This is a genomic window from Streptomyces sp. NPDC002787, assembly GCF_053592095.1.
In genome coordinates this window covers 129198-143507 of the sequence record NZ_JBSFVC010000014.1, presented here as the reverse complement: position 1 = coordinate 143507, position 14310 = coordinate 129198, and the positions used below count along the sequence as shown (strand labels likewise).

Here is a 14310-nt window from a genome sequence, read left to right as displayed (position 1 = left end):
CTCACACCCCCGTCGGGCTCGACGCGTCCTTCTCCGGAGTCGGCACCGCGGCCGCGGCCCCCGCTCCGCCCTTGCCGTCGTCGTCGCCGTCCGTGTTGATCTTTTCGATGATGGCGAGTCGCTCAGGCGTGTCCTCCGGCTTGATGAAGCCGATGACGATGTAGAGCACGAGCGAGACGGCCAGCGGGATGGAGACCTGGTACTGCAGGGGCACCCCGCCCTCGACGTTCCAGTGGATCGGGTAGTTCACGAGCCAGAAGGCGAAGAGCCCGCACGCCCAGCTGGTGAGCGCGGCGGTCGGCCCGGAGCGGCGGAACGGGCGCAGCAGACCGAGCATCATCGGGATGGCCATCGGGCCCATGAGCCCGGCGACCCACTTGATGACGACGGTGATGATGTCCTTGAAGGCAGGGGAGTTGACCTGGGTCGCCGCCGCCATCGACAGGCCCAGGAAGACGACCGTCGTGATACGGGCGACCCGCAGCCCCTGCCCCTCGCTCCACGACCGTGCCCGCCGCCAGATCACCGGCGCGCAGTCCCGCGTGAAGACGGCGGCGATGGCGTTCGCGTCGGAGGAGCACATGGCCATCGTGTGGGAGAAGAAGCCGACGATCACGAGGCCCAACAGGCCGTGCGGCAGCAGCTGTTCGGTCATCAGGGCGTAGGTGTCGGAGCCGTCGCCCTTCTCCGACGTCACCAGCAGAGGCGACATCCACATCGGGAAGAACAGCACCAGCGGCCAGACCAGCCACAGGATCGCCGAGAGCCGGGCGGAGCGCTCGGCCTCGTAGGGGGTGGCCGTGGCCATGTAGCGCTGGGCCTGGTTGAGCATGCCGCCGTTGTACTCGAAGAGCTTGATGAAGAGGAACGCCAGCAGGAAGACCGTCCCGTACGGGCCGACGAGGGGTTCTTCGTGGCCTTCCAGCTCCGGGCGGTCCCAGACCCCGAAGAAGCCGCCGTAGTCGTCGAGTTTCACGAAGACGGCCACGAACATCGCGATTCCGGCCAGCAACTGGATCACGAACTGGCCCAGCTCGGTCAGCGCGTCCGCCCAGAGGCCGCCGATCGTGCAGTAGACGGCCGTGATGCTGCCGGTGATGAGGATGCCCTGGTTCAGGGAGACGCCCGTGAAGACCGACAGCAGCGTCGCGATCGCGGCCCACTTCGCGCCGACGTCGACGATCTTCAGCAGCATGCCCGACCACGCCAACGCCTGCTGGGTGCCCAGGTTGTAACGGTTCTTCAGGTATTCGAGCGGCGAGGCCACATGCAGTCGTGAGCGCAGCCGGTTGATGCGCGGCGCGAACAGCTTGGAGCCGATCGCGATGCCGAGGGCGATGGGGAAGGACCAGGTCACGAACGACGTGACGCCGTATGTGTAGGCGATACCGGCGTAACCGGTGAACATCACCGCGCTGTAGCCCGACATGTGGTGCGAGATGCCGGAGAGCCACCAGGGCATCTTGCCCCCGGCGGTGAAGAAGTCGCTGACGTTGTCCACGCGCTTGTGCGACCAGACGCCGATCGCGACCATCACACCGAAGTAGCCGATGAGCACGGCCCAGTCGAGACTATTCATGGGCCCCCTTCCAGGGTCCGCCGCCAGGTTCAGACTTGGGTCAGGCATGTGAACTCTGAGTTCGGCGGCATGTCCACGGCAAGGAAGTGGAAGGTCAAGAGGGGGTAAAATAGTTCCGAGCGATGACTTTGGTTTATGTATGTGAATCGGGAGTTGGCCGAAAAGGATCACCTCCCGCCCGTCGAGAGGCCGGCTGGCCGTCTCGGTTCCCCGGTGCTCAAACGACCCGGTTCCCCGGCGCTCAGCGCATCAGCTCCCCGGCGTTGACCAACAGCGACTGGCCGGTGATCGCCCGCGCGCGGTCGGAGGCCAGGAAGGTCACCGCATCGGCGACATCCCCGTCCGTGGCCAGCTCGGGCAGCGCCATCCGCCGGGTGAGCCGGGCCAGCACCTCCGCCTCGGACACGCCCTCCCCGTGCGCCGTGAACCGGACGTACGCCTCCACCGGCGGCCCCCACATCCAGCCCGGCAGAACGGTGTTGACCCGTATCCGGTGCGGGCCCAGCTCCCTGGCCAGCGAGTACATCGCGCTCGTCAGCGCCCCCTTGGACGCCGCGTACGCCGCCTGCCACACCTGTGAGGGCGCGGCCACCGACGACTGCGTGCCGATGATGACGACCGATCCCCCGCCCGCCGCCTTCAGGGCGGGCAGACAGGCCCGGGTCATCCGCAGGGTGCCCAGCAGGTTCACGTCGAGGACCGCCTGCCAGGTGGCGAAGTCGGCGTCCTCCAGGCCGCCGAAGTAGCTGTCCCAGGCCGCCACATGCACCACCGCGTGCACGCCCCCGAACCGCTCCCGCGCGAGCGCCGCCAGCTCCGCGCACTGCGCCTCGTCGGTGATGTCGGCCGCCCGGTACGCCGTACGCGCGCCGCCCGGGTCCACCTCCGCCGCGGCCTTGGCGAGATTCGCCTCCGTGCGCGCCCCCAGCACGGCGTTCCCGCCCTCCCGTAAGACCGCCGCGGCGACCCGGTGACCCAGCCCGGCCCCGACTCCCGAGACGACGACGGTCTTGCCCGTGAGCAGTGACATCGGAAGCCTCCCGGCTCTGGCGCATTATCTGACGGAGCGTCAGAGTATGGGCGACCGCAGGTGGACGGAAGGGGAAGACGCATGAGCGAGGAGACCCGCAGCGCCACGTACGCCGAACTGGCCGCCCTCGGCCCGTACGGCGTCCGCCCGGGGCACGCCCTGATCACCATGGTCGAGCCGCATCCAGGCCACGAGTACGCGTACAACCGCTGGTACGAGGACGACCACTACTACGCGGGCGCGATGGCGATGCCCTGGATGTTCGCGGGCCGCCGCTGGGTGGCGACCCGTGACCTCCAACTCCTGCGTACGCCCGAGAAGTCGGCGATCGCCCAGCCGGTCACCGCCGGCTGCTACCTCTCCACGTACTGGATCACCGACGGCCGCTACGACGACCACATGCGCTGGACCGTCGCCATCAACAAACGGCTGAATCGCGACGCACGCGTCTACCAGGACCGTACGCATGTCTTCACCGCGTTCCAGGACCACGAGGTGACCGTCTACCGCGACGGGGCCGCCGGGCCCCGCGACTTCCACGCCCTCGACCACCCGTACGCGGGCCTCGTGCTGGAGGTCGTGGACGCCGAAGGGCCGGCCGAGCGGGGTGAGTTGCTGGAGTGGCTGCGGGCCCGGCACCTGCCCAAGCGGCTCGCCGGGTCGCCGGCCGCCATGGTCACGGTCTTCCGCCCCACCTCGCTGCCCCTGGACCGTATGTCGTACGTGAAGCAGGTCGAGGGCGTCGACACCCGCCTCACCCTGCTGTGGTTCCTGGAGGCCGACCCGCGCGAGCACTGGGAGGCGTACTTCGGCGGGCTAGGGGAGGCGATCGCCGAATCGGGGCTGGGGAGGCAGGAGTTGCTGGCGCCGTTCGTTCCCACGGTGCCGGGGACGGACAGGTACGTGGACCGGCTGAGGTGACCCGCGGGGTGAGGTGAGGACAAGGCCGAGCCCCCTCGGCCAGGACGGCGGGCCGGTCGAGAGGGCTCTGTCAGTTGGTGAGTGTGAATTTGTCGTGGTGGTGATGATGGTCGGGGTGAACCATGGTCACACGAGGTCGAAGGCTCCCCGGCTGACCTGCGCCACGAACGCGTTCCACGAGTCGGCGGGGAACGCCAGCGTCGGACCGTCGGAAACCTTGGAGTCACGCACGGACAGGGCCGCGACGACGGGGGACTTGACCTCGACGCACGCGCCGTTGCCCGTGGAGTAAGAGGACTTGACCCACGTGTCCGTGGCGCCTTGCTGAATTGCCATTTCTGCTCCGCTTGCCGGTTGGTCGTTGAGTTGCAGTCACCGAGCCGTGGACGTTGCTGACCCCGTTTCCGGAATCCACGTTCGGATTGCGCCAAGGTCGTTGATTTCCTTGGCGTGATCGACGCTACTCGCCAACATCGGCCGACGAAGCGACTATTCACTCGAGTGGGTGGCATATTCCATGCGGGTCTTCCCTTCGAGTGTGTCGAGGGTGTATCTTCCCGCCCCTTCAGCCCCCGCTGGCGCTTGAGGCAAGGGTTTCAGTGCGGCCGGAGGTCGGCGTACTCCTTGGCGATGCCCGCGATGAACTGGCGGGATTGATCCACGTTCAGCGCCTGTGCCCTCAAGTGCTCGTACATGACGCTGTACTTCTGGACGTCGGCCGGCTTCTCCAGATACAGGTCGCTGGTGACGCCCTCGATGTAGACGACACTGGAATCCGACGCGTCCGGGAACTCCAGAATGGCGTACTGCCCGTTCAGACCGGGATGCGCGCCCAGATCGAAAGGGATCACCTGCACGGTGACGTGCGGGAGTTGGGACTGCTCGACCAGGTACTCCAACTGCTCCCGCATGAGCGAGCGATTGCCCACGACCCGGCGCAGCGCGGCCTCGTCGAGGACCGTCCACAGCCGCAGGGGGCTCTCCGGCGCGGAGATACGTTCCTGTCGCCTCATCCGTACCTGGACCCGTTTGTCGATGTCGCCGGGCGTCGTCTCGGGCAGCGCGCCCGCGATGAGCGCCTCGGCGTACGGGCGGGTCTGCAGCAGCCCGGGGACGACCTGGGGGTCGTAGACGCGCAGGCTGGCCGCGTCCGTCTCCAGGCCGATGTAGACGCTGTACGGGACGTCGCCGAACGCGTGCCACCAGCCCTGCTGGCGCGAGTCCTTGGCCATCTGCATCAGGGAGTCGACGACACGCTGGTCCTCGACCTCGTAGACCCCGCAGAGGTCGCGGACGTCGCGCTGGCTGATGCTGCGGCGGCCGTTCTCCAGGCGGCTGATCTTCGACTGGGAGACCAGCAGCCGCTCGGCGACCTCCTCGGCGGTCATGCCCTTGAGCTCGCGGAGCCGACGCAGCTCCTGGCCCAACCGGCGTCGCCTGACAGTGGGATTGACATTGGACGCCACGGGACGTGCACCTCCGGCTGCGTGCCTCTACTTCGCGTATCTGCTGTTGAGCAGATTGCCACCAAGGTGCCGAGTACCGCTGGAAAACAGCGGATATGCGCTGCGCATGCGCCGTTTGCGCCGGTGTTTTTCCGCCGTGGAGGGATCTCCGCCGGATGTACGGCCCTTGAGGGCCCCGGCGGGTGTCCCCGTCGCCCGTCGCCGGGCATGCGGCCGCGCGGGGCGGTGCGGTCGTGTCGTACGGGCCGCGCCGGTCTGTCGCCGGTCGGTCGTACGTACGGCCGCACGCGCCCCGCGCGAGCCGGCGGCTCCCGAACCGGGTCCTTGGGGTCCCTACGGCGGTCCGGTGCCGGCGGTGCAGGCGGTGCGTGCGGTTCACGCGCCGCGGCCCGCTCGCCGCGTGCCGTCCCGGCGGGCCGCGCATGCGCTGCGAGTGGTGGTGCGTGCAGCGTGTGCGGTGCCGCTGTGGAGCGTGCGCAGCGGGTGGAACTCATGCGGTGCGTGGAGCGTTTGAAGCGTGTGGAGCGTGTGGTGCAGGTGGAACGTTCGAAGCGGTCGAAGCGGTCGAAGCGGTCGAAGCGGGTGACGCGCGTGGTGCGGTGGGTGTCGGGGCCCGCGGCTCTGGGGCCCGGCGCCCACACGCACCTCGGTGCCCCGGCGCTCCGTGCTCCGCGATCCTCAGTGCGCCACGACGCGTGCCATGGAGCCGCGGCGTGGCTGCATCGGAACACCGCGTGCGGGTTCCGGTGCGGGTGGCCTGGCGCCGGGGGCGGCCTGACGGCCGGCCGGTGCCGGGCTGCGACGCGGCTGTGCGGCCACGCCGTTCTGCACGTCCATGACGGCGTGGGCCACCAGGCCGCCCATGGGGTCGTGCCGGATCAGGTCCCGCAGCCGGGATCGGGACGAGCGTCCCTCGTTCCCCGGATACAGGTGCTTGCCGAGGCCGACCGCGTGCGCCAGGGCGGCGAGCGCCGCGGTCCGCGGGTCCGGCGGTACGCCGGTGCGGATCGCGGAGTCCAGCCGGGCGCGTATCTCCCGGCTGATCTCGGTCTGACTCGCCTGATAGCGAGTCGTCGGCAGCACTCCGCACATCTGGCCCGCCACGGCATGCACCATGCCGCACCGCTCCAGATGCGAGAGGTAGGTCTGGCGGAGCCCGAGACGGGGCCCGCCAATCCAGTGGACCGCCCGTACGGGAGCGCCACGCCTTCGCAGCAACTCCAACGCGCAGTCCAGCGTCGGATCTCCAGTCGGCCGTGGGGACACCACGGCGATACGATCCCCGTCCGGGGCTATCCGTCCGGCCAGCGCCAGCTCCACTAGCTGTGCTCCGGCCAGACCAAGGTCGAGCGACTGCGGCTGTGCGGTGGTACCCGTGGCCGGGTCCAGCGCCAGCAGTAGAAGCTCTTCCGGAATACTTCTGCGGCTCCTGCCCATCCATGCCTCCCCGCGTGGATGAATGACAGGGTGACCCCTCTCACATTGGTCTGTCGAGAGTGCGTGACCGGAATGTAGTGGAACCAGTAGGTATGTCGTTCTCGTCTACCGCAGGGGTTAAGCCCGCACACAGGACACTGGTACATGGTTCGGACAGCGGCGCGGCGCGGTGATGCGTGCGGTGGCTAGTGTCCGGGCGGCGGGTTTCACGGATCCACGGTTTCACGGATCCACGGTTCGGTTGGGCGCGCGCTCCGAGGACGGGCGGCGCGCGGGAGGAGGCATCGGTGGCGGGCACGTCCCCCGACAGGTCGAAGCGGTACGAGTCGTCGACGGAGTCGACGCCGGGGAACGAGCCACCGGTTCCGGACGCCGGCGCCCTCCCGGGGCAGTCCTCCGGCTCCACCGCGCCGTCCCAGGACCCGCGCGTCGCGATGTCCCGCGACCGCTCCCCGAAGCCCGACCAGGCGACGGCGGTCTTCTCCCGCCGGGCGCTCCTCGAGGCGGCAGACGCGGAGGGCCTGAAGCGGGACACGGAGGATCCGGAGGGGACGGGCAACGAGGCGGCGGATACTGCCGGTTCCGGGGCGGCGGCTTCGGGGGCCGGTGGCTCGGGCCCGACTGGTGGTTCGACGACGGCTGGTTCGAAGGCTGGCGGTTCGAAGGCTGGTGGTTCGGGAGCCGGTGGTTCGGGAGCTGCCGGTTCGGAGGCCGGGGGCTCGAAGCTGGCCGGCCCGAAGACGGTCATCCTGCGGACATCCGGTTCGGAGGATGGCGGTTCGGAGACTGCCGGGGCAGCGAGCGACGAGCCGGAGGCCGACGCGGAGGACACCGGTGTGGCGGACACCGGTGCGGCGGACACCGGTGCGGCGGATGCCGAGGGCTCGGACGCCGCTGGGGCGGACGCCGGCTCCGATGCCGGCTCGGGCGGCGGTGACGGGCCGGACGAGGCCCCTGAGGGCCCTGCAGAGGCCCAGGCCGACACCGACGACGCCGAGGACGAGCCGAGCGCGGACGTCGACCAGGCGGCCGACACGGAGCCGGAGGCCGGGGCTGGGGCGGAGGCCGAGGGCGGTGACGCCGGCCCGCGTCGCGAGCGGAGTGCCGCAGGGGAGGACGCGAGCCCCGAGACCGACGACGGCAAGGCTGCCGCAAGTACTGGCGCTACCGCTGACGCCGATGTCGACGCCGAGCCGAGTGCCGAAACCGGCGACGGCAAGGCTGCCGCAAGCTCTGACGCCGATGCCTACGCCGACGCAGCGGGCACGGAAGGCAACGCCGACCCCGACGCGGCCGCAACGGGCCCGGTAGGCGACGCTGACCCCCACGCCCGCGCCGACGACGGCAAGCCTGCCGCAAGCGACGCCGACGCAGCCGCAGGGGGCCCCGCGGCGGGCCCCGAAGCCGAAGCCGAAGCCGACCCCCAAGCCCGCGACGGCAAGGTTGCCGCAAGCTCCGGCGCCGATGCGGCCGCAGCGGGCCCCGAAGCCGAAGCCGACCCCCACGCCCGCGACGGCAAGGCTGCCGCAAGGTCCGACGCCGACGCAGCGGGCCAGGACGCCGACGCCGACGCCGACGCAGCGGGCCCCGAAGCCGAGGCCGCCGTCGACGGCGACGACGCGTCCGGGTCCTCCGCAGGCCGCGGTGACTCCGGCTCGGCGGAGAGCGATGCGGCGGAATCAGCCGTCGCCCCGCATGTCGATCAGCCGACCGCGATCTTCCGGGCCCCGCGCCCGCCCGCTGTCGATCAGCCCACGACCATGCTCAAGCTGGGCGGGGCCGCCGCCAAGCCGGTGGACGACGCCGATGAGGAGGCGCCCGAGGGGGACAAGGCGACCCCCGAGCCCCCTGTCGAGCGCACCAGCAAATTCGTGGCCTTGAAGCCGTTGGACGAGCCGGCGCCGGCCAAGGCACCGGCGGCGGACGCCGACGCGCCCGCCATCAGCCCGGCGGAGGCGACGCGGGCCATCCCCCAGGTGGGGCCGGAACGGACGACGCAGCAGCCGTTGCCGCCCAAGCCGCCGCTGGATCTCCTGGCGGAGCTGACGAACACACCACCGCCGCGCCAGACCCCGGTGCGCACGATCATCCGCCGGGTCAAGATCTGGACCCCGCTGGCGATCCTGCTCGTGATCGTGTTCGCGATCGCACAGGCCGTACGCCCGCTCCCCACCCCGACGCTCGCGCTGACCGCCGAGGAGTCGTACGCCTTCGAGGGCGACAAGGTCTCCCTGCCGTGGCCCGACGAGGGCCAGGGCTGGATGGACGTGAACGGCATCGGCACGATGGACAGCTTCGGCGAGCAGAAGCCCGTGGCCATCGGCTCCGTCGCCAAGGCGATGACCGCGTACGTCATCCTCAAGGAACACCCGATGAAGCCCGGTTCGAAGGGCGAGACAATCCCCGTCGACGCGAAGGCGGAGACCGAGGGCGGTTACGACAAGGACGGCGAGTCCACGCTCAACACCGTCAAGGAGGGCGACCAGCTCTCCCAGTACGACGCGATCGCGGCCATCATGATCCCGTCCGCGAACAACATCGCCCGGCTGCTCGCCCGTTGGGACAGCAACGGTTCGGAGGAGGAGTTCGTCAAGAAGATGAACGCCGCCGCCAAGGACCTCGGCATGAAGAACACGACGTACACCGACCCGTCCGGCCTGAAGGAGACGACCGTCTCCACCGCCGAGGACCAGGTCAAGCTCGGCAACGAGCTGGTGAGGATGAAGGCCCTGACGGACATCACCAGGCTCCCCGAGTGGAAGGACCCCTCCGGTCTGAAGCACCGGAACTACAACACCCTCGTCCCCTACAACAACGCCATCGGCATCAAGACCGGCTCCACCACGGCCGCCGGCGGCAACCTGCTCTTCGCGGGCACGAAAGAGGTCGGCGGTGAGACGGCGATCGTCGTCGGCGCGATCCTCGGCCAGCACACGCCGCCGATCATCGACACGGTCAACGCGGTCAGCAAGACGGCCATGCTCGCCGCCCAGGACGCGCTGACGTCTAACACGGTCCTGAAGAAGGGCGCCGTCGTCGGATACGTCGACGACGGGCTCGGCGGACAGGCCCCGGTCGTCGCCACGAAGGACGTCTCGGCGGTCGGCTGGGCCGGCAAGACCGTCAGGCTCGAACTCGACGCGAGCGAGGCCGTGCCGCACGAGGCGAAGGCGGGCACGAAGGTCGGCTCGCTGATCGTCGGCGACGGCTTCGGTGAAGGCGTCGAGGTGCCGGTCGCCCTCCAGAACGACCTCACCGAGCCCGGCTTCGGAGCGAGGCTCACGCGGGTGAGCTGACCGAGTGAGCCGGTGGCGGCCCGCGCGGGCCGCCACCGTCGGACGACCGGCGGACGACCGGTCCCTCACGAACGAAAGCGCCCCTTCCGACCTCACGGACGGAAAGGGCGCTTCTCATCGGTTCTCGGTATTCGCCCGGCCTACGGCTCGTCCTGGTCCGGCGCCTTCTCGTCCGCTTCCTTCTCGCACTCCAGCGCCGTAGTCCGCGAAGGCCCGCCGTACTGGGAGCTGATGCGGACGTCGCCCGCCTCGTGGACGGTCAGGCGGGTGAACTCGGTGAGGTCGCCGTTGGACTCGCGGTCGGCGGTGAGGCAGCCGTTGTCGGCCCAGAGCCAGGGGGAGTAGGCGACACGGACGATGACCTCGCCGGGCTTCGGCATGCGGACGACGAGGTTGGCGCCGTCGGCGCTGACGACGGAGGCCGGCTCGTCGACCAGCGGGGTCGCGTTCTTCACCCGGTAGATCTTCCAGTTGGCGTCCTGCCAGACACGCTCCAGATAGTCCGGCTCGCTGCTCACCAGCGCGTGTTCGAGCTCGGCGGGCCCGTCCGGCTCGCCGTTGACGAGGACGACGAAACCGACCGCCCACTGCGAGAGCCAGGCCTTGTACGCGGCCGGGGTGAAGGCCCCCTCGGGCACCTCGGTCCCGCTGTGACCCTCGTAGAAGAGCCGGCCGCGCTCGACGTCGGCCTGCCGGTTCCAGCCGCGCGCCATGTTGATGTACGGGGCGAGGATGGCGGCCTCGCGGTGGTCGCGGGCCGGTACCACCTCGACGCGGGTCTTCCAGGCGCCGAGCCGCTTGAGCTCGTTCACCACACCGTCGGTCTTCACGGCCCACTCGGGCACCTTGGTGTTGGTGACGATGTCGGCGGTCGTCTTGCCGGTCAGCCAGGTCACGGAGAGCACCAGGGCCACCGCGCCCGCCACCGTGCGCCGCCGGGCGGTGAACCAGGACAGGGGGAGACGGGAGCCGGCCGTACGCTCCTCACCCCGGTACAGGCAGATCGCCAGGGCCGCCGCCGGGCCCGCGAGCTCCAGGAGGCGTTCGACGTTGGTGCCGATGGGGGTGGGGATCAGATAGCAGAGGACCACGCCGAGCGCGTAGATCGCGGCGCTCAGGCGGAGCACCCGCCAGGCGCTCGGCGCGACCAGCACCACCACCGCGCACAGCACGACCGGCGGCCATATCCGGCTGAATGCCATCGGCTGCTCGCCCTCGAAGGGGAACAGCAGCGTGGTGACGGCGACGACCGTCACCGGCGGCACGAGCAGCGCCGCCGCCCGGCCCCACTCACGGCACAGCAGGTACGCGGCGCCGACCACGAGGAGGAAGAGACCGGAGACGGGGCTCCCCAACGTGGACAGCGTCGCGCACACCGCCGCGACGGCGAGCTGCCGCCCGCCGCGCCCGCTCACCACCGCCAGCAGGGCCCCCATCGCGAAGGCCGTGCCCAGCATGAACGTGGAGCGCCCCGACACCACCTGACACCACAGCGAGAACGTCGCCGCCAGCGCGACCGGCACCGGGGCACGTACGCCCGTTCGGGTGACGACCTCGCCGGCCAGCCAGGAGGCCGCGAGTCCCGAGACGAGCGTGACGGGTACGACGCCGAGCGCGGCCATCAGATACGGCGAGAGCACGCTGTAGTTCGCCGCGTGCAGCCCTCCGTACCAGAACAGGTTGACCGCGGAGTCCGGGTACGTCTTCGCGAACTCCGCCCACGCCACCTGGGCCGCCAGATCGCCGCCGCCGGTCGCGAAGACCGCCCACCACACGATGTACAGCGGCACGGCGCACAGGGCGGCCGTGAGCGGCACTCGGTGGCGCTGCCGCCACGACTCTCGCGGGGGCGACGGTTCGTCGGCGCGCGAGACGGGTCGTCGTGGGCTCAGTTCGGCAAAGGCCACTGCGGCTCTTCCGTTCCGTTCGACTCGTGCGGGCGGGTGTTTTCCGATTGTTGGTGTAGACGCTAATCACCCGCTGACAGTTGGCTGACAGGACCCGTGCGATCCGGTACGGCCGTAGGGAAACCCCTCGGCCGTACCCGTACTACACGGCTCAGGATGCGACCGGGAACGCCACGTCGCACACCGGGTCCTCGGGGCCCGCCGCGTCCCAGTCCGCGAAGTAGATCTCGCGGCACGGGCCGGTGGCCCGCAGGCCGTGCTCGGCGATCCACCGCTCGACCGCCTCGAAGGCCGCGAGGATCTGCGGATGGGCCACCTGGGCCTTGCTGATCCGGGTGTACGCGAGCCGCCCCGCCGGCTCCACGCGCACCCCGGTCTCCCAGGCCCGCCCGTGCTCGGCCGCCCAGGCGCGGGCGGCACCCTCGTCCGCCACCGGCACACACGACTCGGCGGGGCCGTCGCTCTCCATCGACACCTCGGAGTGGTACACGACGAACGGCGCGCCGGTGGTCCCGCCGCAGGCCGCGGCGCCCTCCTCCAGCCGCCCCAGCGAGGCCCCGATCCACGCGGGCAACTCGTCCGCGAGGGTGTGCCGTGACTGCGTCAGCAGCACCTGAGGAGCGATATCGACCGTTTCGACAGTGAACTTCCCGTAGGTCTCCGTGAACGTCCCGTACGTCTCTTCCATGCCTGACTCCGTTCCCGACAACCGTCCACGGAGGTAGGCGACCAGGGTCCGCTGGGACGCGAACCGTTCCTCGGCCCCGGCCCAGTACGCGCCCAGCCGGTCGGCGGCCAGCGTGCCGTCCAGCTCGACGACGTCCACGATCTCGGCGATCCGCGCGAGAGGCATGTCGAGCTGCCGCAGCAGGGCCACGAGACGGGCGCGTTCGACCTGTTCGGCGCGGTAGTAGCGGTAGCCGTTCACCTCGTCGACGTACGCCGGCGGGAGCAGTCCCAGCCGGTCGTAGAGCCGCAGTGCCTTCGCCGACAGCCGTGCGCGGGCGGCGAAGGCACCGATGGTGAGCAGGTCGTCCAGGTCCACTGGGGCATCCTCCGTCGCCGGGCGCCCTCCGCCCGGCGAGAGGGACGGTGCCCCTTGCCCCTGGGGCAAGGTCAACGGCGGCCCTCCGGGCGTCAGCCGAGGGCCTTCTCCACGGCGGCGACCAGTTCCGCCGACTCGGGCTCGGTCTGCGGGGAGAAGCGGGCGACGACCGAGCCGTCACGGCCGATCAGGAACTTCTCGAAGTTCCAGCGGATGTCGCCGGTGTGGCCCTCGGCGTCCGCGTGGTCCACCAGCCGCTCGTACAGCGCGTGCCGGCCGTCGCCGTTGACCTCGATCTTCTCGGTCATCGGGAAGGTCACGCCGTACGTCGCCGAGCAGAACTCGGCGATCTCCTCCGCCGAGCCCGGCTCCTGGCCGAGGAACTGGTTGCAGGGGACGCCGAGCACGGTGAAGCCCTGGGCGGCGTAGCGGGCGTGCAGTGCTTCGAGGCCCGTGTACTGGGGGGTGAGGCCGCACTTGGAGGCCACGTTCACGACGAGGACGGCCTGACCGGCGTACTGCGCGAGGTCCGCCGGGCCGCCCTTGAGGGCGCCGATCTCGACGTCGAGGACAGAGGTGCCGGTGTTGTCTGTAGTCATAAGCGGATGCTATCTCCGGAAGAGTTTTCGCCCCCGCCGCCCCAGGGGGAACGCATCAGCACCTCACCGGCCGCCGTCCGCGCGTACAGCACCGAGCGGCCCGCGCGTCCACGCCGGACCAGGCCCGCGTCCAGCAGGACCTTCAGATGGCGGCCCACGGAACCGAGGGCCTGACCGGTGACCGCGCACAGCTGCGTCGTGCTCATGGGGGAGTCGAGGAGGGCGAGGACGCGGGCGCGGGCGGGACCGATGAGGGGGCCGAGCGCGGCGGGCACGGCGGTGGTCCCGCTCGCGTCGGCGAGGACGCCCGAGCACGGGTAGACGACGGCGTACCGCTCCCGTTCCTCCCAGGCCACCCACCCGGTGCGCTGGGGGGTGACCGGCACGAAGAGCAGTCGCGCGCCGGAGATCTCGCGTGGCGGGTACTCGTGGAGATTGACCTGAAGCCGGTTCTCGCCGAGCCACCGCATGCCCGGTCGCAGCGCGTCCAGGACGGCCGTCCACCCGCCCTGCCCCAACTGCGCGGTGCGGGCGAGGACATCGGCCTCCAGTACGCGCCGCCGCCGCTCCCAGTACGGCCGTACGGCCTCCTCCCACACGTACGTCAGGAGGTCGGCCGCGCGGCCCGGCAGGTCGTCCCGGCGCAGGGTGGCGGGCAGCGGGCCGCGCAGGGAGACGGCGAGGTGGTCCCGGGCGGCGGCGGGGTCGGCGTCCCGGACGCGGGCGACCTCGTCCGCGAAGGTCTCGTCCTCGCGTGGCGTGGGGGTCAGGAAGTCGGCGATCCACTCCTTCCCGAGTCCCGAGCGGATCAGCAGGGCGGTGACGGGATCGCGGGCCAACTCGGCCCGGTACGCGGGCAGATGGGCCTCCAGCCAGGTCCGCTCACCGGGGTGGGCGCCCGCCCCCGCGTGCAGCATCTTCAGGCTCGCGAACGTCTCCGCCAGCGGCGAGACGACGAAACGGCTGCCCGCGAGGGTGTCGGCGTTGACCTGCCACCAGCCCACGGGGACACCTCCAGGTTTCGCGGGTG

Annotated in this window: 11 protein-coding genes; 2 read left to right on the top strand and 9 right to left on the bottom strand. The window is 70.6% G+C overall.

What is annotated here, in order from left to right:
* Window position 1 precedes the first annotated feature (1 nt).
* Window positions 2-1579 carry a sodium:solute symporter family protein gene (locus ACWD26_RS20960; RefSeq protein WP_451272124.1) on the bottom strand — a complete coding sequence of 526 codons (1578 nt, stop codon included), beginning with the start codon at window positions 1577-1579 and terminating at the stop codon, window positions 2-4.
* Window positions 1580-1820: 241 nt separating this feature from the next.
* Window positions 1821-2609 carry an SDR family oxidoreductase gene (locus ACWD26_RS20955; RefSeq protein ID WP_451272122.1) on the bottom strand — a complete coding sequence of 263 codons (789 nt, stop codon included), beginning with the start codon at window positions 2607-2609 and terminating at the stop codon, window positions 1821-1823.
* A gap of 81 nt (window positions 2610-2690) precedes the next feature.
* Between ACWD26_RS20955 and ACWD26_RS20950 the strand changes: the two genes are divergently transcribed.
* Window positions 2691-3530, top strand: coding sequence for a hypothetical protein (locus tag ACWD26_RS20950; protein ID WP_451272120.1), 840 nt, complete (start codon window positions 2691-2693; stop codon window positions 3528-3530).
* 126 nt (window positions 3531-3656) lie between these two features.
* Here ACWD26_RS20950 and ACWD26_RS20945 read toward each other — a convergent pair whose 3' ends face one another.
* From ACWD26_RS20945 to ACWD26_RS20935, 3 genes are all read right to left on the bottom strand, one after another.
* The gene (locus ACWD26_RS20945) at window positions 3657-3866 is read right to left on the bottom strand and encodes a DUF397 domain-containing protein (RefSeq protein ID WP_451272118.1); all 210 of its coding nucleotides are present in this window, start codon (window positions 3864-3866) and stop codon (window positions 3657-3659) included.
* A gap of 260 nt (window positions 3867-4126) precedes the next feature.
* Window positions 4127-4996 carry a helix-turn-helix domain-containing protein gene (locus tag ACWD26_RS20940; RefSeq protein ID WP_451272116.1) on the bottom strand — a complete coding sequence of 290 codons (870 nt, stop codon included), beginning with the start codon at window positions 4994-4996 and terminating at the stop codon, window positions 4127-4129.
* 678 nt (window positions 4997-5674) lie between these two features.
* On the bottom strand, window positions 5675-6433 hold the full coding sequence (locus tag ACWD26_RS20935) for a GOLPH3/VPS74 family protein (RefSeq protein ID WP_451272114.1): 759 nt from the start codon (window positions 6431-6433) through the stop codon (window positions 5675-5677).
* Window positions 6434-6720: 287 nt separating this feature from the next.
* Here ACWD26_RS20935 and ACWD26_RS20930 point away from each other — a divergent pair, with 287 nt between their 5' ends.
* Window positions 6721-9729: a D-alanyl-D-alanine carboxypeptidase gene (locus ACWD26_RS20930; RefSeq protein WP_451272112.1), complete on the top strand. Its 3009-nt coding sequence runs from the start codon at window positions 6721-6723 to the stop codon at window positions 9727-9729.
* 140 nt (window positions 9730-9869) lie between these two features.
* On the opposite strand, the gene ACWD26_RS20925 is transcribed toward ACWD26_RS20930, so the two are convergent.
* The 4 genes from ACWD26_RS20925 to ACWD26_RS20910 form a co-directional block, all read right to left on the bottom strand.
* Entirely contained in the window at window positions 9870-11546 is a 1677-nt protein-coding gene (locus ACWD26_RS20925) for a hypothetical protein (protein ID WP_451272110.1), read from the bottom strand.
* 241 nt (window positions 11547-11787) lie between these two features.
* Window positions 11788-12681 carry a MerR family transcriptional regulator gene (locus tag ACWD26_RS20920; RefSeq protein ID WP_451272108.1) on the bottom strand — a complete coding sequence of 298 codons (894 nt, stop codon included), beginning with the start codon at window positions 12679-12681 and terminating at the stop codon, window positions 11788-11790.
* Window positions 12682-12773: 92 nt separating this feature from the next.
* On the bottom strand, window positions 12774-13280 hold the full coding sequence (locus ACWD26_RS20915) for a glutathione peroxidase (protein ID WP_451272106.1): 507 nt from the start codon (window positions 13278-13280) through the stop codon (window positions 12774-12776).
* On the bottom strand, window positions 13277-14284 hold the full coding sequence (locus ACWD26_RS20910; RefSeq protein WP_451272104.1) for a helix-turn-helix domain-containing protein: 1008 nt from the start codon (window positions 14282-14284) through the stop codon (window positions 13277-13279). The genes ACWD26_RS20915 and ACWD26_RS20910 overlap by 4 nt, the downstream gene beginning before the upstream one ends.
* Window positions 14285-14310 lie beyond the last annotated feature (26 nt).

Coding starts and splice junctions, on each gene's coding strand:
- ACWD26_RS20915 (WP_451272106.1), bottom strand. CDS start 13,280: ATGACTACAGACAACACCGGCACCTCTGTCCTCGACGTCGAGATCGGC.
- ACWD26_RS20935 (WP_451272114.1), bottom strand. CDS start 6,433: ATGGGCAGGAGCCGCAGAAGTATTCCGGAAGAGCTTCTACTGCTGGCG.
- ACWD26_RS20950 (WP_451272120.1), top strand. CDS start 2,691: ATGAGCGAGGAGACCCGCAGCGCCACGTACGCCGAACTGGCCGCCCTC.
- ACWD26_RS20955 (WP_451272122.1), bottom strand. CDS start 2,609: ATGTCACTGCTCACGGGCAAGACCGTCGTCGTCTCGGGAGTCGGGGCC.
- ACWD26_RS20960 (WP_451272124.1), bottom strand. CDS start 1,579: ATGAATAGTCTCGACTGGGCCGTGCTCATCGGCTACTTCGGTGTGATG.
- ACWD26_RS20945 (WP_451272118.1), bottom strand. CDS start 3,866: ATGGCAATTCAGCAAGGCGCCACGGACACGTGGGTCAAGTCCTCTTAC.